At 70.5% G+C, this 22,131-nt stretch carries 24 protein-coding genes and 1 pseudogene; 10 read left to right on the top strand and 15 right to left on the bottom strand.

The window, feature by feature from the left end; translation table 11 throughout:
- A pseudogene (locus AC16DP_RS45390) lies at positions 1-535 on the top strand (serine/threonine protein kinase); the annotation flags it as partial.
- Positions 536-827: 292 nt separating this feature from the next.
- Entirely contained in the window at positions 828-1,148 is a 321-nt protein-coding gene (locus AC16DP_RS45385; RefSeq protein WP_329729197.1) for a hypothetical protein, read from the top strand.
- Positions 1,149-1,582: 434 nt separating this feature from the next.
- On the opposite strand, the gene AC16DP_RS45380 is transcribed toward AC16DP_RS45385, so the two are convergent.
- Positions 1,583-2,356: an SDR family NAD(P)-dependent oxidoreductase gene (locus AC16DP_RS45380; RefSeq protein ID WP_329729196.1), complete on the bottom strand. Its 774-nt coding sequence runs from the start codon at positions 2,354-2,356 to the stop codon at positions 1,583-1,585.
- A gap of 238 nt (positions 2,357-2,594) precedes the next feature.
- On the opposite strand from AC16DP_RS45380, the gene AC16DP_RS45375 reads away from it, so the two are divergent.
- Positions 2,595-3,632: an alpha-hydroxy acid oxidase gene (locus tag AC16DP_RS45375; protein ID WP_329729195.1), complete on the top strand. Its 1,038-nt coding sequence runs from the start codon at positions 2,595-2,597 to the stop codon at positions 3,630-3,632.
- On the opposite strand, the gene AC16DP_RS45370 is transcribed toward AC16DP_RS45375, so the two are convergent.
- The 6 genes from AC16DP_RS45370 to AC16DP_RS45345 all read right to left on the bottom strand — a co-directional run bounded on the left by AC16DP_RS45370 (position 3,633) and on the right by AC16DP_RS45345 (position 8,748).
- Positions 3,633-4,259, bottom strand: coding sequence for a TIGR02265 family protein (locus tag AC16DP_RS45370; protein ID WP_329729194.1), 627 nt, complete (start codon positions 4,257-4,259; stop codon positions 3,633-3,635).
- A gap of 359 nt (positions 4,260-4,618) precedes the next feature.
- The gene (locus AC16DP_RS45365; protein WP_329729193.1) at positions 4,619-5,593 is read right to left on the bottom strand and encodes a DMT family transporter; all 975 of its coding nucleotides are present in this window, start codon (positions 5,591-5,593) and stop codon (positions 4,619-4,621) included.
- A gap of 34 nt (positions 5,594-5,627) precedes the next feature.
- Positions 5,628-6,893, bottom strand: coding sequence for a hypothetical protein (locus tag AC16DP_RS45360; protein WP_329729192.1), 1,266 nt, complete (start codon positions 6,891-6,893; stop codon positions 5,628-5,630).
- Between the two features lie 121 nt (positions 6,894-7,014).
- Positions 7,015-7,416 (bottom strand): phage holin family protein, encoded by a 402-nt coding sequence (locus tag AC16DP_RS45355; RefSeq protein WP_483957078.1) that lies wholly within the window; start codon positions 7,414-7,416, stop codon positions 7,015-7,017.
- Positions 7,417-7,457: 41 nt separating this feature from the next.
- Positions 7,458-7,631, bottom strand: coding sequence for a hypothetical protein (locus tag AC16DP_RS45350; RefSeq protein WP_329729190.1), 174 nt, complete (start codon positions 7,629-7,631; stop codon positions 7,458-7,460).
- Between the two features lie 10 nt (positions 7,632-7,641).
- A complete protein-coding gene (locus AC16DP_RS45345; RefSeq protein WP_329729189.1) occupies positions 7,642-8,748 on the bottom strand; it encodes a hypothetical protein in 1,107 nt (368 codons plus the stop codon).
- 177 nt (positions 8,749-8,925) lie between these two features.
- Between AC16DP_RS45345 and AC16DP_RS45340 the strand changes: the two genes are divergently transcribed.
- The gene (locus AC16DP_RS45340; protein WP_329729188.1) at positions 8,926-9,378 is read left to right on the top strand and encodes a hypothetical protein; all 453 of its coding nucleotides are present in this window, start codon (positions 8,926-8,928) and stop codon (positions 9,376-9,378) included.
- Positions 9,379-9,465: 87 nt separating this feature from the next.
- Here AC16DP_RS45340 and AC16DP_RS45335 read toward each other — a convergent pair whose 3' ends face one another.
- Positions 9,466-9,750 carry a hypothetical protein gene (locus AC16DP_RS45335; RefSeq protein ID WP_329729187.1) on the bottom strand — a complete coding sequence of 95 codons (285 nt, stop codon included), beginning with the start codon at positions 9,748-9,750 and terminating at the stop codon, positions 9,466-9,468.
- Between the two features lie 188 nt (positions 9,751-9,938).
- On the opposite strand from AC16DP_RS45335, the gene mak reads away from it, so the two are divergent.
- Together mak and AC16DP_RS45325 are read left to right on the top strand one after the other, a co-directional pair.
- Entirely contained in the window at positions 9,939-10,883 is a 945-nt protein-coding gene (gene mak, locus AC16DP_RS45330; protein WP_329729186.1) for a fructokinase, read from the top strand.
- A gap of 363 nt (positions 10,884-11,246) precedes the next feature.
- The gene (locus AC16DP_RS45325) at positions 11,247-12,665 is read left to right on the top strand and encodes a serine hydrolase domain-containing protein (protein ID WP_329729185.1); all 1,419 of its coding nucleotides are present in this window, start codon (positions 11,247-11,249) and stop codon (positions 12,663-12,665) included.
- Positions 12,666-12,677: 12 nt separating this feature from the next.
- On the opposite strand, the gene AC16DP_RS45320 is transcribed toward AC16DP_RS45325, so the two are convergent.
- A complete protein-coding gene (locus AC16DP_RS45320; protein ID WP_329729184.1) occupies positions 12,678-13,238 on the bottom strand; it encodes an NADPH-dependent FMN reductase in 561 nt (186 codons plus the stop codon).
- Positions 13,239-13,341: 103 nt separating this feature from the next.
- Complete coding sequence (locus AC16DP_RS45315; protein ID WP_329729183.1) at positions 13,342-14,265, bottom strand: LysR family transcriptional regulator; 924 nt, start codon at positions 14,263-14,265, stop codon at positions 13,342-13,344.
- 78 nt (positions 14,266-14,343) lie between these two features.
- Between AC16DP_RS45315 and AC16DP_RS45310 the strand changes: the two genes are divergently transcribed.
- Positions 14,344-15,762 carry an NADH-quinone oxidoreductase subunit L gene (locus tag AC16DP_RS45310; protein WP_329729182.1) on the top strand — a complete coding sequence of 473 codons (1,419 nt, stop codon included), beginning with the start codon at positions 14,344-14,346 and terminating at the stop codon, positions 15,760-15,762.
- Positions 15,763-15,764: 2 nt separating this feature from the next.
- On the top strand, positions 15,765-18,266 hold the full coding sequence (locus AC16DP_RS45305; RefSeq protein WP_329729181.1) for a YbcC family protein: 2,502 nt from the start codon (positions 15,765-15,767) through the stop codon (positions 18,264-18,266).
- 30 nt (positions 18,267-18,296) lie between these two features.
- On the opposite strand, the gene AC16DP_RS45300 is transcribed toward AC16DP_RS45305, so the two are convergent.
- Genes AC16DP_RS45300 through AC16DP_RS45285 form a run of 4 tightly spaced genes read right to left on the bottom strand, consistent with a single transcriptional unit; the run spans position 18,297 to position 19,877 of the window.
- Complete coding sequence (locus AC16DP_RS45300; RefSeq protein WP_329729180.1) at positions 18,297-18,827, bottom strand: DUF1801 domain-containing protein; 531 nt, start codon at positions 18,825-18,827, stop codon at positions 18,297-18,299.
- A 5-nt stretch (positions 18,828-18,832) separates the two neighbouring features.
- A complete protein-coding gene (locus AC16DP_RS45295; protein WP_329729179.1) occupies positions 18,833-19,111 on the bottom strand; it encodes a hypothetical protein in 279 nt (92 codons plus the stop codon).
- Complete coding sequence (locus tag AC16DP_RS45290) at positions 19,108-19,551, bottom strand: SRPBCC family protein (RefSeq protein WP_329729178.1); 444 nt, start codon at positions 19,549-19,551, stop codon at positions 19,108-19,110. Before AC16DP_RS45290 ends, AC16DP_RS45295 begins: the two co-directional genes overlap by 4 nt.
- Positions 19,548-19,877 carry an ArsR/SmtB family transcription factor gene (locus tag AC16DP_RS45285; RefSeq protein WP_329729177.1) on the bottom strand — a complete coding sequence of 110 codons (330 nt, stop codon included), beginning with the start codon at positions 19,875-19,877 and terminating at the stop codon, positions 19,548-19,550. Before AC16DP_RS45285 ends, AC16DP_RS45290 begins: the two co-directional genes overlap by 4 nt.
- Positions 19,878-20,205: 328 nt before the next feature.
- Here AC16DP_RS45285 and AC16DP_RS45280 point away from each other — a divergent pair, with 328 nt between their 5' ends.
- Both AC16DP_RS45280 and AC16DP_RS45275 read left to right on the top strand, forming a co-directional pair.
- Positions 20,206-20,799 carry a carboxypeptidase-like regulatory domain-containing protein gene (locus AC16DP_RS45280; RefSeq protein ID WP_329729176.1) on the top strand — a complete coding sequence of 198 codons (594 nt, stop codon included), beginning with the start codon at positions 20,206-20,208 and terminating at the stop codon, positions 20,797-20,799.
- Positions 20,800-21,063: 264 nt separating this feature from the next.
- Positions 21,064-21,945 (top strand): hypothetical protein, encoded by an 882-nt coding sequence (locus AC16DP_RS45275; protein WP_329729175.1) that lies wholly within the window; start codon positions 21,064-21,066, stop codon positions 21,943-21,945.
- Positions 21,946-21,947: 2 nt separating this feature from the next.
- On the opposite strand, the gene AC16DP_RS45270 is transcribed toward AC16DP_RS45275, so the two are convergent.
- A partial coding sequence (locus tag AC16DP_RS45270; protein ID WP_483957077.1) for a hypothetical protein occupies positions 21,948-22,131 on the bottom strand: 184 nt, incomplete at its 5' end.

Below are 22,131 nucleotides of genomic sequence, written 5' to 3'. Positions count from 1 at the left end.
CACCACGCCCCAGGACTCGACTCCCTCCAACCGCTCACGCTTCGGAGTCCTCACCGTGTGGCTGTGCACCGCTGCAGGCCTGGGCTGTCCCGCCGCCCAGGTGAGGCCGGAGCCAGAGGACTGCCCCCCCGAGGCCCGGCACAACATGTTCGAGGAGCTGAAGCTCGACGAGGGCATGCGGCTCCAGGCCATCGTCGACATCAACCAGCCTGGGGACCCGTACCAGGAGGGCACTTACCGCGACGGCCCCATCGTCGGCCGCGTGGTGCAGCGCGAGGGGACTGCGCCGCAGCTACCTGGTGGCACGCTGTTGTACGGGAAGCTCTGGACGGGCTCTGGGATTCAGAACCGGGATGGGGAGGAGGCCGTGCTGGGGCGCTACACCGAAGCGCTGTTGCCGGACGGCCGCAGGCTGCCGGTGTGCATCGTCCTGGGCGGGCCAGAGGGGCGCTGGCGGAAGCAACCCGGCTCCAAGCCCGGGGCCGTTCGGCTGGACCGGGAGTTGCCGGTGGCGGCCGTCTGGCGCTGGCCTTGAGGAGCACCCTTTCAAGGGGTCACCAACCGCTCGAGGGCGTAAATCTCCGGCATCACGCCTGCAACGATAATCCGAAACACTCATGGAGCCCGCTCTCACCAAGCTGGTCGAGGCTGAGCGGATGTGCCCTCTTGGAGTGGAGCATGCAATCCGGCAGATTCGCGGTCGGGTTTAGAGGGCCAACGTCGACTGCCGAAACCCGCCTGAGCATGCCCCGTTTGCGAAAAAGGGCATCAACTTCCGGCCGATGATGGCTCAGCCTGCGCGGACAACAACAGCAGGGAGGGAAAGAATGAGTGGAGAGCGCGAGTATCCCGATGGCGGCGAGAACTTCACGACGGGCGAGCAGGTGCAGGAACTGCTTGCGGCGAACGACTGCAAAGGCAAGGTCAAGGTCGAGGACCGGGGCAATCCAACGTATGCTTGGCTGTATCTGATCAACGGATCCGACCAGAACGCGACCGTGACCATAAGGCGCACTTGGATCTATCAGGGCAAGCTGCGGAGCGATACCAAGGAGCATCGCCTCTACCCGGGCGAGGAGCGCGAGGTATTCAGCTTCGATCGGGTGCAGGAGCCCAGGGTGACCCTGCTGGCCTGCTCGCTCAACTGAAGGGCGCGGTCGGGCCGCGTCGCCAAGTCACCCTGGCAAGTTCTGTCAGGGGCGGTCAACTTTGGGCTACTGCTTCACGAGCCGAGTCACAGCCGTCGTTCGCGGGGCCTTCGATGTCGACTGGGGAGCCCTGCCGCGAAGGATGGCGACGTGCGGCGCTTCTGCACCAAGACGGGGAAGGAAAAGGACGTCCGCCCGAAGAGGAACTACATCATGAAGCCGTGAGCCTTGCTGTTCACGCCGGGTGCTACGTCAGCCTGGAGCCGAAGGGCTCCAGGCTATCCGACGAGGAACAGATTCTGGGTAAGGTCGAAGCATCCCGGGTTGAACCCACTGTCCACACCGTGGGTCACGGGTTTGAAGAACGGGCCCGGATACCCTCACCCTGACCCTCTCCCGGAGGGAGAGGGGATATCGACAGGGATTGAAAGGAATTACAGCAGGCCGGCGGTGAGGCCGCCGTCGGACAGGTACACGCCGCCGGTGCTGTAGCTGCTGTCGTCGCTGGCGAGGAACAGGTACATCCGGGCGATCTCCTCGTTGGTCCCGTAGCGCTTCATGGGGACGCGGGCGGTGAGCGTGCTCTTCAGCTGCTCCTCGGCGCCGGGGGCGAGCAGCCGGTGCGTGGACGCCATCATGTCGTTGTCGATGACGCCCGGGCACACCGCGTTCACCCGGATGTGGAACGGCGCGCCGTCATGCGCCAGCGCGCGCGCCATGCCCACCACCGCGTGCTTGCTCGTGGTGTACGCCGAGTGTGCCGGGAACCCCGCCACGCCCATGATGGACGAGGTGAGGATGACGCTGCCGCCTCCGCGCTTCTGGAGCTCGGGGAAGGCGTACTTGACCGCCATCCACGAGCCCCGCACGTTCGTGGCCAGCACCGTGTCGAAGTCCTCCACGGTGTGCTCGAGGATGTGCTTGTAGGGGCCCTCGGTGCCCGCGTTGCTCACCAGCACGTCGATGCCGCCGTAGCGTGCCACCGCGTCCTTCACATAGCGCTGCGTGTCCTCCTCCCTGGACACGTCCGCCACCGTGTAGCTGAGATGCTCGTGGTTCACGTCCCGCATCGTCTTGCGCAGCTTCTCCTCGCCGCGGCCCACGATGAGCACCTTCGCGCCCTGCTCCACGAACAGCTTCGCCGTCGCCGCGCCAATGCCGCTGCCCCCACCCGTGACGATGGCGACCTTGTTCTCCAGCTTCTTCATGATGGCTTTTGACTCCCTCTGAGACCCGGGACCCCCCCGGTGCCGCGATTGTCCGGAGGAAGACAGCCCTCCGGCAAGCACGGAACAGGGCTCGTTGCGAGCACAGGGCCGGGCAGGCGGACGTGGCCCCGCCATGCTCCGCCGCCCGCGTTCCACGAGTCCCTGTCACTCGGGGGGAAGACCCTCACCCCCACCCTCTCCCAGGGGGAGAGGGAGCGCGACGTGTAGACTCCCCGCCATGCTCCCCTACGAAGCGCTGGAGGCCCTCGCCCGCGAGCGTCTGCCCTCCGCCGTGTTCGACTACTACGCCGGTGGCTCCGGCGATGAGTCCACCCTCGCCGCCAACACCGCCGCCTGGGCCCGTCTCCGCCTTCGTCCCCGCATCCTCCGCGACGTCTCCTCCGTCGACACCTCCACCACGCTGCTCGGCACCCCACTCGCCTCCCCCCTCCTCGTCGCCCCCACCGCCTTCCACTCCCTCGCCCACCCCGATGCCGAGCTCGCCACCGCTCGCGGCACCCGCGAGGCCGGCTCCCTCCTCGTCCTCTCCTCCCGCTCCTCCCGCCGCATCGAGGACGTCGCCTCCGCCGCCGGGCCCTGGTGGTTCCAGGTCTACGTCTTCCGCGATCGCGGCCTCACCCGCGCCCTCGTCCAGCGCGCCGCCGCCGCCGGGGCCCGCGCCCTCGTGCTCACCGCGGACACGCCCTACGTGGGCCACAAGCGCCGCAACCGCGGCGACTCCGCCCTCCCCCTCCCCGAAGAAGACTTCCTCGCCAACCTCGAGGGCCTCACCCACCGCGCCCTCGCCGAGCAGGCCCCCGACGTCACCTTCCAGGACATCGCCCGCCTGCGCGAGGACTCTGGCCTCCCCGTGCTCGTCAAGGGCGTCCTGCGCGCCGATGACGCCCGCGAGTGTCTCCACCACGGCGCCGCCGGCCTCATCGTCTCCAACCACGGGGGCCGTCAGCTCGATGGCGCCCTCGCCACCGCCGAGGCCCTCCCCGAAGTCGTCGAGGCCTCCCAGGGCCGCGTCCCCGTGCTCGTGGATGGGGGCGTGCGCTCCGGCCGCGACGTGCTGCGCGCCCTGGCCCTCGGGGCCCGCGCCGTGCTGCTCGGCCGGCCCGTGCTGTGGGGGCTCGCCACCGGGGGCGCGGACGGCGTGCGTCAGGTGCTCGACTCGCTGCGCGAGGACACCGCCCACGCGCTCGCGCTCGCCGGCCTGCCCCGCCTGTCCGACGTGGGCGCCGACGTGCTCGCCCCGCCCCCGCGGCCCTGACTAGAAGTCCCAGCTCAGCTCGTACTCACTGCTCAGCGGCGCCTTCGGCCGCCCCACGATGCGCGCCGAGCGCGCTCCCGCCTGCTTCAGGTGCGCCTCCAGCGCGCCCTCCACGTACTGCACCGGCAGGAAGTCCCGCTCGAAGGTGATGAAGGCCCGCGTGTGGCCCAGGAAGCTCACGGAGATTCCGCTCCCCGCCGGCATCACCACCTTGTAGGCCATGGGCAGGTACTCGAGCACGCGCCGCGGCGTGCCCGAGATGAGCACCTGCATCGCCCGGCCCACCTGGCTGCCCAAAAACACCGCCGTCCCCATGTACCCCAGCATCCGCATCGACTGCTCGAAGCTGCCGGCCGCCCCCTCCATCATCCACGCCGCCCGCCTCGCCATCCGCAGGAAGTCCCCGGCCGGGTAGGCGAACAGGTCCACGAAGCTGCGCACCCCTCCGCACTCCGTCAGGCACTCCTCCATCGCCGCCGCGCCCCGGAGCGCGAACATCGCGTCCTTCACGCTCCGGAAGTGCATCCCTCGAATGGTGTCCTGCATGGTGGCCAATGCCAGACGCCGCTCCACGTCGAGCTCGGCCTCGGAGCGCACCGCATGCATTTCCCCGCTGACGCCACTCATGCCGTGCGCCCTCCCGTTACCGGCCCCGTTCGGCCTGCCCGCCTTCTGGAGGGCGGGTTGCTGGCATCCATGCGCATCCCGGAAATCCTGACACAACCGGGGCTCCAGGTAAAACCGCGCCCCGGAGGATCCGTCCGATGGCCACCGCCAGCGGCTCATCCGAATGGCGCAGGTATAGCCGATCAGCCGCTCGCTCGAACGCGCCGTGAGCGCCGTCCACGCCGGGTGTGGTCATTTCCGGAACCCCCTGTGTTCGTTGAGCGACACGCCCGGCCCCCCGGTGGGGCACATTGCCCCATCCCCCCGCGGGTGCGGCATCCTAGCCGACACCGCGCGGCGGAGAAGAGCCCGTGAACACTTCAGGCGGCCCGGCGGGGAGGAGACGCCAGGGGCTCGGGAGTGGAGGAGGCCTCGGCGGGAGCGGAGGGGGCCGGAGCGGGAGGAGACGACGGGAGGTTGGCGAGGGCCGCGCTGGAGAGGATGAGGGCGCCGCCCACCAGCAGCGAGGCATCCACGCGCTCGCCGAGCATCCCCACGCCGAGCAACACGGCCACGAGCGTGTCCAGCAACGGCATGACGCCGATGACGGCCAGGGGCACGCGCGCGAGGAGCCAGAAGAGGAGCTGGTAGGTGAGGGCGGTGGCGCCCACCGCCAGGTAGGTGATGGAGAGCAGGGCGCGGGGCGTCCAGTGGCCGGGCAGGTGGGACTCGAGGGCGGCGGAGGCGGCCAGCAGCAGCACGGAGCTGCTCAGCGTCTGCACGCAGACGGAGAGGCGGGTGGGCACGTGCGCCAGCGAGCGGCGGACGAGCACGTTGGCCAGGGAGATGGAGACGGTGGCCACCAGCGTGAGCACGCACCCGGCCAGCACCAGGCCGGTGAGGCCCACGCCGTGCAGGTGCTCGTACTGGAGCGCGACGATGCCGGAGAGCCCCAGCCCCGCGGACAGGAGCTTGAGGGGCGTGAGCGGCTGATCCGGCAGCAGCAGGCGCCCCACCAGCAGCAGCCACACGGCGTAGGTGGAGAAGAGGAGCGCGGACCAGCTGGAGGGAATCCACTGCTGGGCGACGAAGAGCAGCCCATACGGGAGGGCGATCTGCAGCACGCCCACGCCCATGAGCATCCCCAGGGTGCGCGCGCCGGGCCGGACGCGGAGCAATCCGCTGAAGGGCAGCAGCACCAGGCCGGCGAGCAGCATCCGCACCCCGGCGAAGCGCAGCGGGGGCAGGTCCTGGAGGCCCACCTTCACGACGGACCAGGTGGAGCCCCAGAGGACGAAACAGGCGAGGTAGGCGAGCAGCAGGCGGGCGCGGGAGGCCCCGGCGGTGGACGGCATGGCGGGCCATATACCACGTGCGTTCAGACGGGCTTCACGGCGTCCCGCGCACGCGGACGCGCTCGCGCACCATCTCCGTGTCGCCCAGGGGGGCCACCATCTTCTCGCCCATGCCCTGGGCGTCCAGGGTGAGCGTGGCCTTCAAGGGGCCCATCTCGACGCTCAGCTCGCGCGAGCCGGCCGCGCCCTTGCGCAGCACCTGTTGCACCGGCGCCGCCGGGTTGGCGGTGGGAATGTAGTAGTGCAGCGTCACCTCCTGCTCCGGGCCCGGCAGGAAGCGCTCGCGCAGCAGGCGCGCGGTGCCCGGCTCGGTGGCCAGGTCCGCCGGGGCGGTGAAGGTGCCGTTGAGCGCCTTGCCCAGGTGCGTGCCCTCGTAGTGGTACTCGCGGCCCTGCACCTGCTCGAGCGCCATCTGGATGTCGGGCTCGCCATTGCTGGCCCGGGCGAAGTCGCGCGCCACCAGCTTGCCGTCCTTGTCGGACAGCTCCGAGGAGACGCTGTCGTGCACGCTCAGCTCCCGGGGCGAGCGCGGGAAGAAGAGACTCGACTCCACCTCCGTCAGCCGCCCGCCGCCCGCCGCCTCGCGAATGGTGTGCTTCTCGAAGCCCACCGGGAGGCCCCGCACGCGGATGACGCTGAACTCGAAGTAGCGCGAGGCCGGTGGCGTCCCGCCGGAGCCCTGGAGCGAAGCGGCCAGCCCGCTCGTCACCCGCGCGAAGCTCTCCGAGTAGCCCGGCTCGTCGTGCGTGCACACCAGCGGCACCCGGTCATCGGCGTACACCATCATCTTGGCCAGCCCCGCCGCCTTGCCCCGAGGCCCGTTCACCCGGTACTCGGCCTCGGCGTACACGGCCGGGCTCTCGCCGATGAGCCGGATGTCCGTGATGCGCACGCGCTGGAGCTCCGTGCGCTGCCCCGCCATCTCCACCAGCCGGTAGATGGCGCCGCCCGCGTCCACCGGCTGCGAGTACACGAAGCACGTCAGCGGACTGCCGGTGCCCAGCGGAATGCTGAGCACGAACAGCCCCTCGCCCGCCTGGAGCGTGGGAGCGCCCGTGGCCTCCACCTCGCCCGTGAAGGAGCCATCCGGCGCGGACACCTTCTGCTTGGACAGTGGCGCCAGCTCGCGCGCGAAGAGCGCCTTCACGTCGCTCTTCTCCGAGGCGGGAGCGGACCCGGCGGAGGCCGGGGGTGGAGCGGCCTCGGCGGGGGCCTGGGACGGGGCCTCGGTCCTCGAGGAGGAAGCCGGGGTGGCACAGCCAGTGAGCAGGCCCAGCAGGAGGGTCGTGCGCAGCCGCATCGTCGATGTCTCCGGAAGGTGTTACGGAAAGCGTCACGGGAGCCCGCATGGCCCCCGGCGCACGCGGAACCCTAGCGGCCCGGCGCGGTGTGTGGCCAGCCATCCGAAGCCCGCGAGGACCTCAGTGCTTCGAGAGCTCCATGTGCTGGCGGAGCTCGTCGAGGTCCATCGACAGGCGCTCCATCGTGTGGCGCATGGGCTTCTTCGGCAGCTTCGTCCAGGCGATGGCACCGAGCACCGCCGCGAGCACGAAGGCCACGCCCGCCGCGAGCAGCGCCGCGGCCCACAGCGGCAACGCGAGCGCCGCCGCCCCCGCGACGAAGAGCAGGGCCAGGCCCACCAGCGCCAGCGCCGCGCCACCGCCCACGAAGATGCCCGAGGCCCGTGCGGCGCGGACCTCCTGCGCGAGCTCCACCTTCGCGTGGAGCAGCTCCGCCTTCGCCAACAGCCGCGCCTCGCTCATCGCCCGCCGGACGAGCTCGTTCGTCGACAGGTCCTTCTCGGGCATCTTCCAGCTCTCCACGGCCTGCCTCCTCTCGACCGCCGCGTCGCCGCGGCACCTGCTCACGTCGCCCTCCGCCTCCACTCGTAGGCGAAGTGGAGGATGGCCAGCATCACCACGCCGATGGCCACCCCGAAGGTCAGCCAGAGGAACCAGCCCACCACGCCCCCCTGCACCAGCGCCACCACCCACAGTGCCAGCAGCCCCAGCCCCATCAGCAAGTAGAGAATGGGCATGTCTTCCTCCCTAGATGCGCCCGAGCACCCCGAACAACAGCCGTGGCGCCACATCGACATTCGTCGCGTTCACACCCACCGCCCCCGTCACCACGAACGCACGGCCCACCCGGACGCCCGTGCCCACGCTCGCGTTCACCGAGGCCGCGCCCTCGCCCAGGGGATTCACGTAGTACGCATCGCCCTGCAGCAGCAGCCGGTCGCCAATGGGATGGTCCGCCGCGACTCCCAGCAGGTAGTCATCCGCCGAGTCCTGGCGGGCGCTGTAGCCCACGTTGCCGTGCAGCCGCGTCTGGCCGAACGTCTTCGTCGCCAGCACCCGCGCCTCCGCGCTCACGCCCTCGTCCCCCTGCGGGCTCGTCACCTGGCCCCACAACGCCAACTGCGGCCGGGCGCCCTTCTCATCCAAGAACTGCCCCAGCGCATAGGCGGACACCGCGCCCGTGGTGCCCGACTGCTCGCCCGCGAGGTTCTGTAATTGCGCGCCCGCGCCGAACTCCACCTTCCACGGCGTCCCCACCCGCACCTGTGGCTCCAGGATGAAACCCACCTCGCCCGTCTGCGTGCGGTTGGCCACGTTCACCTCGCCCAGCACCTGCCGCTCCGCCGGGTTGGCGTTCTGCACCGTCAGCATGTCCGTGTTGCGCAGCAGCTCCAGCGCCTCCTCGCGCTCGGACTTCTCCTCCCGCGCGGGCGGCTCGGCTTTCGGCGCTTCCACCGGCGCGGCGCGGCGGGCCTCCGCCTCCGACAGGGATTGCCGCAGCTCCGCCACCTCCCGGCGCAGCGCGCGCAGCTCCTCCGTCACCGCGCCCGGCTCCGCTCGAGGAGCCGCTTCCAGGGTCGCGGCGGGCGGCGGTGGTGGTGACGGCGGCTCGGCGATGCCTTCCTCGCCCGAGCCCCCCGTGGCGCCCTCGCCGGGCTCCCGCTGGACCTCGCTCAAGCGCTGGCGCAACGAGTCCCGCTCTTCGCGCAACCGCGTCAGCTCGGTGCAGTCCTCGGCGCGCAGGACGGTGAGCGGTCCCGAGCCGGAGTCCACCGTGCAGCGCGGCGGAGTGGCCGTCCCTCCAGCCGCGCCGAGACTGGCCATGGCCAGCAGCGCCATCAGCGGTTGCAGCATCCCGTCCCTCCCGGAGCCCATTCCATCGTGGGAAACGTGGGACGCTGAACGGTTCCCGGCAAGGCAGGGCAGCCAGCCGCGTCGAGCCCGCTCGGCTGCGCAAGTGCGAGGCGGCCCCGGTTCGGCGACGGCTGGCTGTCTGGTAACCTCCGGATTTCCCTTTTCCAAGGAGCTTGCATGAGCAAGTGGACCGGAGTGGTGGTTGCGGCACTGTCGTCCCTGATGATGGCGGCGTGTGGCCCGGTGGACGGCACGGAGTCCCCCGAGACGGCCCAGGGGCAGCACGAGGCGGCCCTCTACGTGTGTGGCGATGCCTTCTGCAACCGGGGGGAGCCGTCCACCTGTCCCGAGGACTGCACCTACGGCACCTGGTGCGGCGATGGCTACTGCGGCGGCCCCGAGAACAGCTCCAACTGCTATCAGGACTGCTCCGGCGGCTGCCTCGCCGCGCCCGAGCAGCAGCGCGAGCCGGTGAACGGCCTCTACGTCTGCGGCGATGGCTTCTGCAACCAGGGGGAGCCGTCCACCTGTCCCGAGGACTGCACCTACGGCACCTGGTGCGGCGATGGCTACTGCGGTGGCATCGAGAACAGCTCCAACTGCTATCAGGACTGCCGCAGCGGCTGCTGAAACGCTGACTCCGCCCGTGGGCTGACCTGCTCGAGACAGCCCACGGGCACTTCGCGCGCGGCCCTTCAGGCCCGCGCTCTCCTGAATCTACTGGGCCGCGAGCTCCCGGCGGCAGACGCTGCCGTCACAGTAGTAGCCCGTGGGGCATCGGCCGTCGGCGGTGCACGCATACAGCATCGCATCGACGAGGCCCCGGCGGCAGACGCTGCCGTCACAGTAGTAGCCCGTGGGGCACACGCCATTCTCGTCACACATCGGCAGCTGCTGCTCGACGTTGCCCTGCTCCAGCTCCTGCGTCTCGTCCGTGGGGCCGCAAGCGCTCGCCGCCAGTGCCACCGCGAGGACCACTGCGTTCAGCCAGGGGCTCTTCATGTCCGGCTCCTTCGTTGGGGGTTGGGGGGAAAGGCGTGCCACTCTAGCACCGGGTGCCTCGCTGTCTGTCTCGATTCAGCGTGTCTCGTTTGAATCCACCCGGGCTGCTTTTTTCCTGACGTCCGCCCATGAAAAGGCAGGGGCTTCCCTTGCAATGCGTGGCATCCTCGCCGTCCAGGAGGCAACACGTGCGCATCGGCATCGACCTCGGCGGAACGAAGATCGAGGCGCTCGCCCTCGGCGACGACGGACGCGAGCTGGGGCGCCACCGCGTCCCCACCCCGCGAGATGATTACGAGGGGACACTCCAGACCATCGCCCGGCTGTGCGCGCGGCTGGAAAGACAGACGGGCCAGCGCGGCAGCGTGGGCGTGGGCATTCCGGGCACCCTGTCCTCACGCACCGGGCTCGTGAAGAACGCCAACTCGGTGTGGCTGAATGGACGTGCGCTGGACCGGGACCTGGCGCGGGTGCTGGGCCGCCCCGTCCGTCTGGCCAATGACGCCAACTGTCTGGCCGTGTCCGAGGCCAGCGACGGCGCCGCCGCGGGCGAGGCCGTGGTGTTCGCCGCCATCCTCGGCACGGGGACGGGGGCGGGCGTGGCGCTCGGCGGGCGCCCGCATGTGGGCCGCAATGGCGTGGGCGGCGAGTGGGGCCACAACCCGCTGCCCTGGGCCACGCCGGAGGAGACTCCCGGCCCGGACTGCTACTGCGGCAAGCGCGGCTGCCTGGAGACGTGGGTGTCCGGCACCGGCTTCGAGAACGACTACGCGCGCCTCACCGGCACCCGCCTCCCCGGGCCGGACATCGCCGCGCGCGCCGAGGCCGGTGAGCCCGCCGCCGTCACGGTGCTCCAGCGCTACGCGGAGCGGCTGGCGCGCGGCCTCGCCCACGTCATCGACATCCTGGACCCGGACGTCATCGTGCTGGGCGGCGGCATGTCCAATGTCTCCGCGCTGTACCGGTTGGTGCCGGAGCTGTGGGCCCGCTGGGTCTTCGGCGCGGAGGTGGACACGCCCCTGCGCCCCGCGCTGCACGGCGACTCGAGTGGCGTCCGAGGCGCCGCCTGGCTGTGGCGCCCCGGGGAGCAGGAGTCTCACGACGGCATGGCGTTGTACCCGGCATCCCCATAGGGGCGCAGCCGGTCCAGCCAGAGGGCCAGCAGCACCTGCAGCTCCTCCTCGAGGTCCACGCCCGGCTCCTCGTGCCGAGCCGGGGCGGCGCGTCCTCGTCCTCGCCCAGGGCCTGCTCGAGCTCGGCCCAGGAGGCGTGGCCGTGCTCGTGGGCGATGACGGCCAGCGCGTGCTTGCGGCGCACCGAGTCCCCGCGGGCGAGCAGCTCCCCCGGAGACAGGCGCGTGAAGGCGGGCAGGGCCCGCAACCGCTCGGCGGCCCTCGTGGCGCGTGAGGGCTCGGAGGACTCCAGCTCCTTGAGCCTGGAGGCCCGAAGGCAAGGTCCTGTCGACAGGCCCGTCCTCGACTGCTAGCCGGGGGCGCATGCGTTCGAGCTCCCTTGCCCTCCTCCTCCTGCCCGCCCTGCTGCTCTCCGCGGGCTGCGCGACCTCCCACGCCGCGCGCGCCACCGACGCCTACATCCAGGCCGTCCTGGAGAAGAACCATGTCCCCGGCGCGGCCGTGGCCGTCGTCCGCGACGGTCACCTCGAGAACCTCTCCACCTACGGCCTCGCGGACCTGGAAGCCGAGGCGAAGAGCGGACCGGACACCGCGTTCCAGATCGCCTCCGCCACGAAGATCTTCACCGGCACGCTGGTGATGCTGCTGGCGCAGGAGGGGAAGCTCGGCCTGGACGAGCCGCTCTCGACGTACCTGCCCGACGCGCCCGAGACGTGGAAGGGGCTCACCGTGCGGCACCTCGCCGCCCACACGTCGGGCGTGGCGTCGGGTTTGAAGAAGGGTTCCGAGGAGCAGACCCGCACCGACGCCTCGGTCGCCGAGCGGTATGAGTCCGCCCGCAAGGCGCCGCTGGAGTACACGCCCGGCGAGCGCAGCGCGTATGGCCTCACGGACTTCGTCGTGCTCACCCACGTGCTGGAGAAGGTGACGGGCCAGGGCTTCGAGGAGCTGCTGCGCGGCCGCGTCTTCGAGCCGCTCGGCTTCACGTGCACGCGCTTCGAGCACGCGCGGCAGCAGGGGCCGGTGCGCATCGCCGACGTCATCCCCCGCCGGGCCACCACCTACCGCTACGAGGACGGCGCGCAGCAGCGTGCCTGGTTCCTCTACCCGCCCCACACCTACTCCGCGGGCGGAGCGTTCTCCTGCGTGAGGGACCTCGTCCGCTGGGCCGTGGCCATGGACCAGGGCACGCTGCTGACGCCCGAGTCGCAACAGGCCGCCGCCACGCCCTTCAAGCTGAACGACGGCCGCGAGGGCGACTTCGGCGTGGCCTTCACCCACGGCACGCTGCGGGGCTTGAAGACCTTCGGGCACTCCGGGGGCGGCGCGCTGGGGGACGTGCTGCGCGTTCCGGAGAAGAAGCTGACGGTCATCGTCCTGACCAACGAGCAGGCGCTGCTGCCCCTGCTGGCCCCCAACATCGCGAGCCTCTACCTGCCGCCGCTGCCGGAGCTGAACGCCCCGGGCATTCCGGACGCGGAGCCGGCGCTGACGGAGGTGCTTCGCGGAGCGGTGGACGGCCTGCTCCAGGGCACGCTCGATGCCGCCGCCTTCGCGCCGAGCGCCCAGCAGGAGCTGCTGCCCGTTCTCCAGGGCTTCGGCACTCCGGGCAATGCCCTCATGCCGCCGCTGCGCCGGTTGACGCTGCTCGAGGACCAGAAGGACGGAGACTCGCGCAAGCGCGTCTACCGCGCGGTGTACGGCGAGGATGTCACGATGAAGTGGACCTTCCGCCTGGATTCCGCGGGGAAGATCGCCGACATCGCGTACGACTGGGAATGACCGGCCGCCGCGTCACTTCTTCCGCAGCGGCTTCAACGCCCCACCCCAGGCGATGACCTGGTCGAGCATGGCCTTGACCGACGCCTCGTGGTGGGGCGCCGGCTTGAAGGTGGTGTAGTTCTCGAAGTCGGTGCGCAGCGAGAGCATGACCTGGGCTCGCACGTCGGCGACCTGTAGCTCGCCCATGACCAGACGCAGCTGCTCCACGGCGCGCGTTCCCCCGGCGCTGCCATAGCTGACGAAGCCCGCCGCCTTGTTGTTCCACTCGCGGTACAGGAAGTCGATGGCGTTCTTGAGCGCGCCGGACGTGCCGTGGTTGTACTCGGGCGTCACGAAGACGTAGGCGTCGAAGGCGTCGATCTTCGCGGCCCAGGCCTGGGTATGCGGCTTCGTGTACTGCCCCATGGCGGGCGGTACCGGCTCGTCGAGCAGCGGCAGCTGGAAGTCCTGGATGTCCACGAGCTCGAAGTCCGCGTCGGTGCGCGTCTTCGCGAGCTCGAGGACCCAACGGGCCACGGCCTCGGCCTTGCGGCCCGGACGCGTGCTTCCGACGATGATGGCCACCTTGAGCATGGTTCGCTGTCCTCCCCGCATGGTGCATACACCACCGAGGGGGACGGCTGACACGGGGGCGCTCCCGCACCGTTGACCAACCAGCGTTGCCGCCCGCGCCGCCTCAGGCGTCCTCGCCGTCCGGAGCGTCGCGGCCCATGGCCAGCAGCTCGTCCTCGCTGCGCGAGAGCAGGGGCCGCAGCAGCGGGTGCTGGTATTGGCGCTCCACGGTGATGGCGTAGAAGCTCTCGTGCAGGCCCGGCACGACGCAGTACTCCTGCAGCACGCCGCCGCGCAGCTCGTCCCGGACGACCACCGAGGGCAGCAGCGCGACGGCCCGGGCATCGCGCGCGAGCAGACGCATCATCGCCATGTCATCCACCTCCGCGAGGACGCGCACGCGCACGCCGAGCTGCTCGCACAGCGCGTCGAACGCGGCGCGCAGCTCGCTGTCCGGGCCCGGCAGGAGCATGGACACACTGGCGATGTCCCGGGGGAAGCGGAAGGCCTTCTCCCGGGGCCGGCCCACCAGGCTGACGCGCTGCTGGGCGATGCGGCGGCAGTGCCAGGGCCGCCCCGCGTCCCGTTGCACCGGCCGGTTGGAGAGCACCAGATCCAACGCGTGCGCCTCCAGCCGGTGGAGCAGCTCGTCGAGGCTCCCGGACAGCAGGCGCAGTTGCACGCCGGGCTCCTCGAGCAGCGGTTTGATGAAGGACTCCTGGATGTTGCGCGAGAGCGTGGCGACGGCACCCACCCGCAGCACGTGCTCTCGCCGCCGGCCGTCCTTCAGCGTCGCGAGCAGCTCGCCGCCGGCCGTGAAGATGCCCTCCGCGTACTCCAGGGCGATACGGCCCGCCTCGGTCAGCTCCAGCCCGCGCCCCTCGCGCACGAAGAGCGCCTGTCCGAGCTGCTCCTCGAGCTGTTTGATCTGCGTGGACAGCGCCGACTGCGACACCCGCAGGCGCCGCGCCGCCCGCGTCAGGTTGCCGTCCTTCGCGACGGCCCAGAAGTACCGCAGGTGATGGAAGTTGAGGACGGTCTCCGCCATGGCCGTTCCATAGAACAGAACGCTCCAAGCTCTATTATGAATTTTTCATGAACGTTCGGGGTGAGTACATCTCCCCGCATGAACGACTTCCTCACCACGCAGCACCTGTTGCTTCCGGGCGTGCGGCTCGATGGGGTGACCCTCGTCATGCTGGCGCTGGTCGGCTTCATCGGCCTCGTCATCCTGCGCTTCTCCCGGGCGTACCTGCACGGGGACCCCGGACGGCCCCGCTACCTGCGCTGGCTCCTGGCCACGCTCGCCGCGGTGATGGTGCTCATCCTCTCCAGCAACCTGCTGGTGCTCGTGCTCGCCTGGATGGCGGCCAGCCTGACGCTCCACCAGTTGCTCACCTTCTACGCCGACAGGACGCAGGCGCTCGTCGCGGCCCACAAGAAGTTCCTCGTCAGCCGCGTGGCGGACCTGTGCATGCTCGGCGCCCTCGCGCTCCTCGGCTCGCACGTGGGCAGCCTGGAGCTCGCGGACCTCCATGCCTGGGCCGAGGCCACCCCCTCGCTCCCCGCGGCGGTGCAGGCGGCCACCGTGCTGCTGGTGCTCGGGGTGTCGCTCAAGAGCGCCCAGCTCCCCTTCCACGGCTGGCTCCTCCAGGTGATGGAGGCCCCCACCCCCGTCTCCGCGCTCCTGCACGCGGGAATCGTGAACATCGGCGGCTTCCTGATGATCCGCCTCGCGCCCCTCATGGCGAAGGCCGAGCTCGCGCAGACGCTGCTCGTCCTCATCGGCACCACGACGGCGGTGGTGGCGGCGCTGGTGATGACCACCCGGGTGAGCATCAAGGTGTCGCTCGCGTGGTCCACCTGCGCGCAGATGGGCTTCATGCTGGTGCAGTGCGGCCTGGGCGCCTGGTCCTTCGCGCTGCTGCACCTGGTGGCGCACTCGCTCTACAAGGCCCACGCCTTCCTGAGCTCGGGCAGCACCGTGGACCAGTGGCGCACGCAGGCGCTCGTGGCGAAGCGGGAGCCGGTGGGGCTCGGCCGGTGGTTCGCCGCGGCGGGCGTCGCGCTCCTCGCCGTCACCGCGGTGGGCACCCTGTCCGGTGCGAGCTCGCGCCAGCAGCCCGCCGCGTGGGCCCTCGCCGGGGTCATGGGCCTGGCACTCACGCCGCTCCTCGTGCGCGGCGTGGGCGGGGGCTGGCGCCGCCTCGTCACGGTGGGGCTCAGCGCCCTGGGTGTCGCCACGCTCTCCTTCACCTGGCACACGGCCTTCGGGCAGCTGCTCGCCGCGCCGGCCCAGGACGGAGCCATGGCACCGCGGCTGGCCCTCGTCCTCGTGGGCTTCGGGCTGCTCTTCGTGCTCCAGGCCGTCATGCACGCGCGGCCCGAGGGACGCCTGGCGCGCACGCTCTACCCGCGCCTCTTCGCCGGGCTCTACCTCGACGAGAGCTTCACCCGCCTCACCTTCCGGCTCTGGCCCCCGAGGCTCCCGCCCCGCGCCCCCCACGGCCGTCCTTCCCCCGTCATCGAGACCCTGGAGGCCTGACCATGGGCCAGACGCACACCGCCACCCCCCCCACCACCACCGCCGCCCTGGAGCTGCTGGGCCCGGCTGGACTCGAGGAGGCCGTCGAGCGCGCCTGCGCCCGCATCGCCCCCACCTGGCCGCTGGACCGGTTCATCGCGGTCAACCCCTTCTGGAACTTCATCGACGCGCCGCTCCCGGAGGTCTCCGCCCGCCTGACGTCGCTCTCCGGCAGCCGGCTGTTGATGCCACGCGCCTGGTACCGCGAGCAGTGGCGCACGGGCCGCTTCCGCACCGAGCACCTGCGCGAGGCCCTCGTCCAGCTCGACTCGCCCCGGACGGTGGAGCGGATGACGGCCCTGCTCGAGCTCGACTCGCCGCCGCCCCCGCGCCGCGCGCGGGTGACGGACGTGCTCGACAACCGGAGAGACCTCGTCCATGGCATGTCCTGGCACGACTTCGTGACGCACAGCCTGAGCCAGTTCTGCGCCGCGTACTTCGACCAGGGCCAGGCGCAGCTCGGCCCGGACCGGCGGGGAGGCCTCTACGCGAGCTGGCACCGGCAGGCCCAGGACGACCGGAGCCCCGCGCTCCTCATGGGCCTGAAGGAGTACCGCGACCTGGTGCGCGAGCTGCCGGGAGACGCAGGCGCGCTCATCGCCTCGGCCCTCACCGCGCTGGACATCGCGCCCGCCGAGCGCGAGCACTACCTCACGTCGCTCCTGCTGGACATCAATGGCTGGGCGGCCTGGTGCGCGTACCGGCGCTGGACGGCACGGCTCGAGGGCCGGAGCGACGGGCACCTCGTGGAGCTGCTCGCCATCCGTCTCGCGTGGGAGTGGCTGCTGCACCGCTCCGGTGGGCAGGCCGTGGCCGCGCGGTGGCAGGTGGCCATGGCCGGCTGGACCGCCATCGACCGCGCCGCCGAGGAGTCCCAGGCGGATGACTGGGTGCTGCACCGGGCGCTCGAGCTCGCCTACCAGGACACGCTCTGCCGTCAGCTTCCGGCGGGGCTCGGGAAGGACCGCGTCTCGAATCCCTCGGTCCAGGCCGTGTTCTGCATCGACGTGCGCTCCGAGGTGTTCCGCCGGGCGCTCGAGCTGCAGAGCCCCTCGGTGCAGACGCTCGGGTTCGCGGGGTTCTTCGGGTTGCCCATCGAGTACCAGCCGCTGGCCTCCCCGGCCACCCGGCCGCAACTGCCCGGACTGCTCGCGCCCCGGCTGCGCGTCACCGACACGGAGGTGCCGGAGGCGGTGGCCACCCGGCGCGCCCAGCGGCTCGACTTCAGCGCCCTGTGGAAGCAATTCAAGACGGGCGCGGTGTCTGGCTTCTCCTTCGTCGAGGCCCTGGGCCTCTTCTCCGCGGGCAGGCTGGTGAGTGACAGCCTGGGCCTCGGCCGGCCGGTGCCGCTCCCGGAGCGCGCCGGGCTCTCGGACGCCGAGCACGCGCACCGCAAGCCGCGGCTGACCGGGGTGGCGGGAGGCGGAGAGCTGGGGCTGGCGGCGCGGTGCGAGCTGGCGGCGGGCATCCTCCGGGCCATGAGCCTCACCCGCGGCTTCGCCCGGCTCGTGGTGCTCATCGGCCATGGCAGCGAGACGGTCAACAACCCGCATGCGGCGGGGCTCGACTGCGGTGCGTGCTGCGGACAGACGGGCGAGGTCAACGCCCGGGCCGTGGCGGCGCTGCTCAACGAGCCGGAGGTGCGCGAGGGCCTCGCGGCGCGGGGCATCGAGGTGCCCGGGAGCACGCGCTTCGTCGCGGGGCTGCACAACACGACGACGGACGCGGTCGAGCTGTTCGACCTGGACGAGCTGCCCGGGAGCCACCAGGAGGAGGTGTCCACGCTGAAGGGCTGGCTCGACGAGGCGGGCCACTGGACGCGGGCCGAGCGGGCGGTGCACCTGGGGCTGCCGGGGCTCGAGGGGGAGGCGTTGCGCGAGGCCGTCTCCGCGCGAGCCCGGGACTGGTCGCAGGTGCGGCCCGAGTGGGGGCTCGCCAACAACGCGGCGTTCATCGTCGCGCCGCGCGAGCACTGCCGGCACGTGGACCTGGCCGGCAGGTCCTTCCTGCACGACTACCGCTGGGAGGAGGACACGGACTTCGCCATCCTCGAGCTCATCATGACGGCGCCGATGGTGGTGACGCACTGGATCAACCTCCAGTACTACGCCTCCACGGTGGACAACGCGCGCTACGGCAGTGGCAACAAGGTGTTGCACAACGTCGTGGGCGGCAACGTCGGGGTCTTCGAGGGCAATGGAGGGGACCTGCGCATCGGGCTGCCGATGCAGTCGCTGCATGACGGCTCGCGCTGGATGCACACGCCGCTGCGCCTGAGCGTGTTCATCGAGGCCCCGCGTCCCGCCATCGAGCGGGTGCTGGAGAAGCACCCGCACGTGCGCCAGCTGGTGGAGAACGAGTGGCTCTACCTCTTCCAGCTCGATGCCGGGCGGGAGGAGGCCATGGCCTGGCGCCAGGGCTCCTGGGTCTCCACGAAGGGGAAGGGCAGCGCGCCGGCGGTCTAGGCCCGGCGGCCCTCCACCGCGCCCCGCGCTCTACGCTCTCGAGCCCTTGCTCTTGGGCACCGGGTGCGCGGTGTTGTAGGCCACCGCCGCGCGCAGCAACGCCTTGAGAGCGGGCGTGTCGAGCTTGTCTCCCTCGCGAAGGTCGATCGCCCGCCACTTGCCCCCCTCGAGCCCCGCGTTGAAGAGCTTCTGGGGGTCGGGGAGCTGGGCCCCGTGGAAGAAGGTGATCTTCACCTTGTCCTTGTGAGGGTTGGCGAGAACGTACATCCCCTCGTGCGACCACACGGGCGTCCCCATCCACTTCCAGTCCTCGACCACCTCGGGGTCGACCTCGTGGATGAGCTTGCGGATCTCCGCCAACCGCGCCCCTCGCCAATCGCCCAGGCTCGCGATCCGCTGGTCGATCCGCGCGGAGGCGCTCATGGGCGCTGAAGAGCTGGCGGCGGCCTTGCCCGGCTTCGCCGCCTTCGCCGCGACACGCCCGGCGGCGGGCTTCTTCGCGGCCGTCTTCTTCGCCACTGTCTTCTTCGCCGGGGCCTTCTTCGTCGTCTTGCCGGGCATCGCCGTCACTCCAGGTGCGTACGGGGTTGCTGCTCGACTACCGGTGCGCCGGCCCTGCGCCACCTGGCCGCATACGGCAGCGCGAACAGATACAGACCGGTGAACAGGAGCACGATGAGAGGGAACAGCGCCAGCATGCCCACCCGCATGGCGGTCTGATCCGGTCCCGCCGCCTCCGCGCCGGGCTTCTCGGTGAACTTGAGGCCGATGTTGGCGATGACGGCCACCGTGAAGGCAATGGACAGCCAGCGATGCGTTTCCCGAATCCACCTGTTCCAGTTCATGAGACCCTCGCGAGCAGGTCGACGAGCTTCCCGCCCATCATCTTCCAGCCGTAACGCGCACCACCGAAGTTCTGCTTCTGCTCAGGCCTGAAGCCGGACTGCTCCAGGAACAACCGGGTGCCCGACGCCGTGGGCGTCAGGGTGAAGGTCACGACGGTGTCGAGGAAGTCGCCGACGACCCACGCGTAGCTGAGCTTCTTGTGCTTTTCGATCTCCAGGAACCGGCAGTTCACGGTCCCATCCCAGCCGGGCTGCGGCTGCGCCTTGAAGGTGAACGAGGCCCCCGGTTCGAGGTGGAGCTCGACGATGGGGAGAAGCCACTCGTTGAGCAGCTCGGGGATGGTCAGCGCCCGCCACACCTTCTCGGGCGGATGCCGCAAATCGAACTCGAGGGAGAGGGATGCGGTCTGGGAGGGAGCGGTCTTGTCGGTGGGGTTCATTGGTCCATTTTGTCGAGCAGCTGTTCGAGGCGGCCCACGCGCTCCGTCCAGAAGGCGCGGTAGCGGGAGATCCAGTCGATGAGGGGCTTCATGCCGCGCGGCTCCACCCGGTAGTAGACGCAGCGCCCCTCGCGCCGGCTGTCCACCAGCCCGGCGTCCTTCAGCGCGGCGAGGTGCTGTGAAACCGCCGGCTGCGAGATGTCGAAACGCGCCGTGAGATCCTTCACCGCGGCCTCGCCCTGCGTGAGGGACTCGAAGATCGCCCTCCGGCTGGGGTCCGCCAGCGCCTGGAAGATCTTGTTCTCGGACTCGGCCGCGCTCTGCATGCCCAACACATAAGCCTTCGCTTATGGGTCGTCAAGCACCAGGTGGAACCCACCGGGCCGTCGCCGGGTGGGGGCGCGGTCTCGAGGAGCCGTCCGTCGCGCCGGAAGCAGCGGCCCAGAGGCCATCCCTCTCATGCGTTGCGTACGTTCGACTTGGACGTGGAGTGCGCGGGGCCTCTTCGACCTCACACTCGACGGGGCCGCGCTGTAGGTTCGCCGGGCCATGGGCGCAGACGACTCCCGCTGTCCAATGAAGAGAACGTCATTGCTGTTGTGCTGTTGCGCCGTGCTGCTGGCGGCGTGTCCCGAGAGTCGAGGCTCCGACCCGATGAATCCCGATGCGGGCTCCGGAGATGGAGGCACCCCGCCCACCAGCCTGTCCGTGAGCGGGACGTTGGTGGACACCCAGGGGAACCCAGTCCCGAATGCCTCGATTCTCGTCCTGGGCCGCACGGCCCCCACCGTCACGGACAGCTCAGGCGCCTTCAGTCTCACGGGAGTGAAAGCCCCCTATGACGTCGCCGTGCTGGCCAATGGCTCGCGGATCGCCACGGTCTACAGGGGACTCTCGCGTCAAACCCTCACGCTCACCCTCCTCGGAACCCTTGCGCCGACGCCTCGCACGGGGACCCTGGAGGGGAACCTCTCCGGTGGCGACACGGCCACGGGCGACCCCATCGTGCTGTTCGCCTCGCCGGAGGTCCGCGCGGAACCCTCGGTGCTCCATCTCAACAACAACGCTTCCGGGCGCACCTACTCGGCGCAAGTGCAATGGGCAGGTCCGGCCGTCACCACCGGCACGCTCTATTCGCTGCAACCCGTGCGGACGACGCCGACCGCCATCCCCTCGCGCTACACGGGCTTCGGGTGGCGCGAGAACGTGAGCCTCGGTGAGGGCGCCACCGCTTCCGGTAGCTGTTGAGGCACCGGGTCGATGGCGCCATCAGCTCTTCCGCGTGGCGCGACTTCACCACCGCCGCCTCGCCCTGAACCACCGGCGGGAGACACTTCGACGCCTCGAAAACGGTTATCGACGCATCGTCGACATGTCGACCAGGGTTGGCTCCGCCCCTTTCCGCTGCCCGAGCCCTGGCGCGGTTCATGCTAATGACACCCGCCAGTTCCTCGGGGGTTGGCCCCGAGCCACGGCACGGTGTCCGCCCCGGGCACCTGAATGGAGTCAAGAATGGATACGCGGCACTGCCGTCTTCCCCCGACCCGCCACGGCCTCTTGCTGGTGGCGCTCCTCTCCCTGGCCTGCTCCGGGCCCCTGCCCCCCACGCAGCTCGTCTTCCTCACCCAGCCAGGCCGCGCGACCGTTGGGACCCGGCTCGCTCCCGCCATCCAGCTCAAGGCACTGGACGCGGAAGGCATGCCCGTTTCAGGAGTCACCGTCTCGCTCTCGCTCGAGACCAACCCGGGCCAGGGGACACTTTCGGGAAGTACCACCGCTTCGACCAACGCGATGGGGATCGCCTCGTTCGAGGGCCTGAGCATCGACTCGCGTGGCATGGGCTACACGCTCGCGGCCAGGGCCGAGCCGAAGGATGCCAGGGCGCTCGTGACGGTCTCTTCGCCCTTCGCGGTCTTCCTGCTCGATCAACAACAGCCGAGCACCTCATCGGAGGCTGTGTCTGCCATTGGCGGGGAGAGCGAGCAGAAGCTCGCCCAGGTCGTGACGGCTGGAAGCGATGGATACCTGGGCGAAGTGGCCCTGCCCGTGTCTTGCGCCTCGGGCGAGCTGCGGGTCGAGATCCGTGGGGTCCAGGGTGAGCTGCCAGACGGGACCCTCCTGGCGTCACGAACTGTTCCCTCCACCGGGCTCCCCTCGTCCGATGAGTTCACGAGGATCGCCTTCCCCGAGCCCGTCGCGCTCTCGGCGGGGACCCGCTTCGCCATCGTCTTGTCCTCCTCGGGCGACTGCGGCCTGCGTCAAGGACCCGTGGGCAATCCCTACCCGGGCGGTGATGGGTTCTTCGACTCCCGGCCCAATGCTCCCGGCGAATGGGTGCCCCTCAGCATCGGCGATGGAAGGAGCGATCTGCCGTTCCAGACGTTCCTGCTGTGAGCTCAGTGGGCGCGCTTCCAGGACCGGAACATGCCGAACAGCCACAAGGCGCCGGCTTCTCTCAACCCATCGTTCAGTTCATGCAGGACCGGGGGAACTTCCGCGACTGCTTGATCTTCGACACCGCCGGCAATGAGAGACGTGCGGAACCGCAAGAGTGCATCGGGCTCGAGCGCGCCTCTGTTT

Source organism: Archangium sp., from assembly GCF_057119385.1.
Note: the sequence above shows the minus strand (reverse complement) of the source record. Positions and strands in the feature narration are given on the sequence as shown.

Coding starts and splice junctions, on each gene's coding strand:
- AC16DP_RS45385 (WP_329729197.1), top strand. CDS start 828: ATGAGTGGAGAGCGCGAGTATCCCGATGGCGGCGAGAACTTCACGACG.
- AC16DP_RS45380 (WP_329729196.1), bottom strand. CDS start 2,356: ATGAAGAAGCTGGAGAACAAGGTCGCCATCGTCACGGGTGGGGGCAGC.
- AC16DP_RS45375 (WP_329729195.1), top strand. CDS start 2,595: ATGCTCCCCTACGAAGCGCTGGAGGCCCTCGCCCGCGAGCGTCTGCCC.
- AC16DP_RS45370 (WP_329729194.1), bottom strand. CDS start 4,259: ATGAGTGGCGTCAGCGGGGAAATGCATGCGGTGCGCTCCGAGGCCGAG.
- AC16DP_RS45365 (WP_329729193.1), bottom strand. CDS start 5,593: ATGCCGTCCACCGCCGGGGCCTCCCGCGCCCGCCTGCTGCTCGCCTAC.
- AC16DP_RS45360 (WP_329729192.1), bottom strand. CDS start 6,893: ATGCGGCTGCGCACGACCCTCCTGCTGGGCCTGCTCACTGGCTGTGCC.
- AC16DP_RS45350 (WP_329729190.1), bottom strand. CDS start 7,631: ATGCCCATTCTCTACTTGCTGATGGGGCTGGGGCTGCTGGCACTGTGG.
- AC16DP_RS45345 (WP_329729189.1), bottom strand. CDS start 8,748: ATGCTGCAACCGCTGATGGCGCTGCTGGCCATGGCCAGTCTCGGCGCG.
- AC16DP_RS45340 (WP_329729188.1), top strand. CDS start 8,926: ATGAGCAAGTGGACCGGAGTGGTGGTTGCGGCACTGTCGTCCCTGATG.
- AC16DP_RS45335 (WP_329729187.1), bottom strand. CDS start 9,750: ATGAAGAGCCCCTGGCTGAACGCAGTGGTCCTCGCGGTGGCACTGGCG.
- AC16DP_RS45325 (WP_329729185.1), top strand. CDS start 11,247: ATGCGTTCGAGCTCCCTTGCCCTCCTCCTCCTGCCCGCCCTGCTGCTC.
- AC16DP_RS45320 (WP_329729184.1), bottom strand. CDS start 13,238: ATGCTCAAGGTGGCCATCATCGTCGGAAGCACGCGTCCGGGCCGCAAG.
- AC16DP_RS45315 (WP_329729183.1), bottom strand. CDS start 14,265: ATGGCGGAGACCGTCCTCAACTTCCATCACCTGCGGTACTTCTGGGCC.
- AC16DP_RS45310 (WP_329729182.1), top strand. CDS start 14,344: ATGAACGACTTCCTCACCACGCAGCACCTGTTGCTTCCGGGCGTGCGG.
- AC16DP_RS45305 (WP_329729181.1), top strand. CDS start 15,765: ATGGGCCAGACGCACACCGCCACCCCCCCCACCACCACCGCCGCCCTG.
- AC16DP_RS45300 (WP_329729180.1), bottom strand. CDS start 18,827: ATGCCCGGCAAGACGACGAAGAAGGCCCCGGCGAAGAAGACAGTGGCG.
- AC16DP_RS45295 (WP_329729179.1), bottom strand. CDS start 19,111: ATGAACTGGAACAGGTGGATTCGGGAAACGCATCGCTGGCTGTCCATT.
- AC16DP_RS45290 (WP_329729178.1), bottom strand. CDS start 19,551: ATGAACCCCACCGACAAGACCGCTCCCTCCCAGACCGCATCCCTCTCC.
- AC16DP_RS45285 (WP_329729177.1), bottom strand. CDS start 19,877: ATGCAGAGCGCGGCCGAGTCCGAGAACAAGATCTTCCAGGCGCTGGCG.
- AC16DP_RS45280 (WP_329729176.1), top strand. CDS start 20,206: ATGAATCCCGATGCGGGCTCCGGAGATGGAGGCACCCCGCCCACCAGC.
- AC16DP_RS45275 (WP_329729175.1), top strand. CDS start 21,064: ATGGATACGCGGCACTGCCGTCTTCCCCCGACCCGCCACGGCCTCTTG.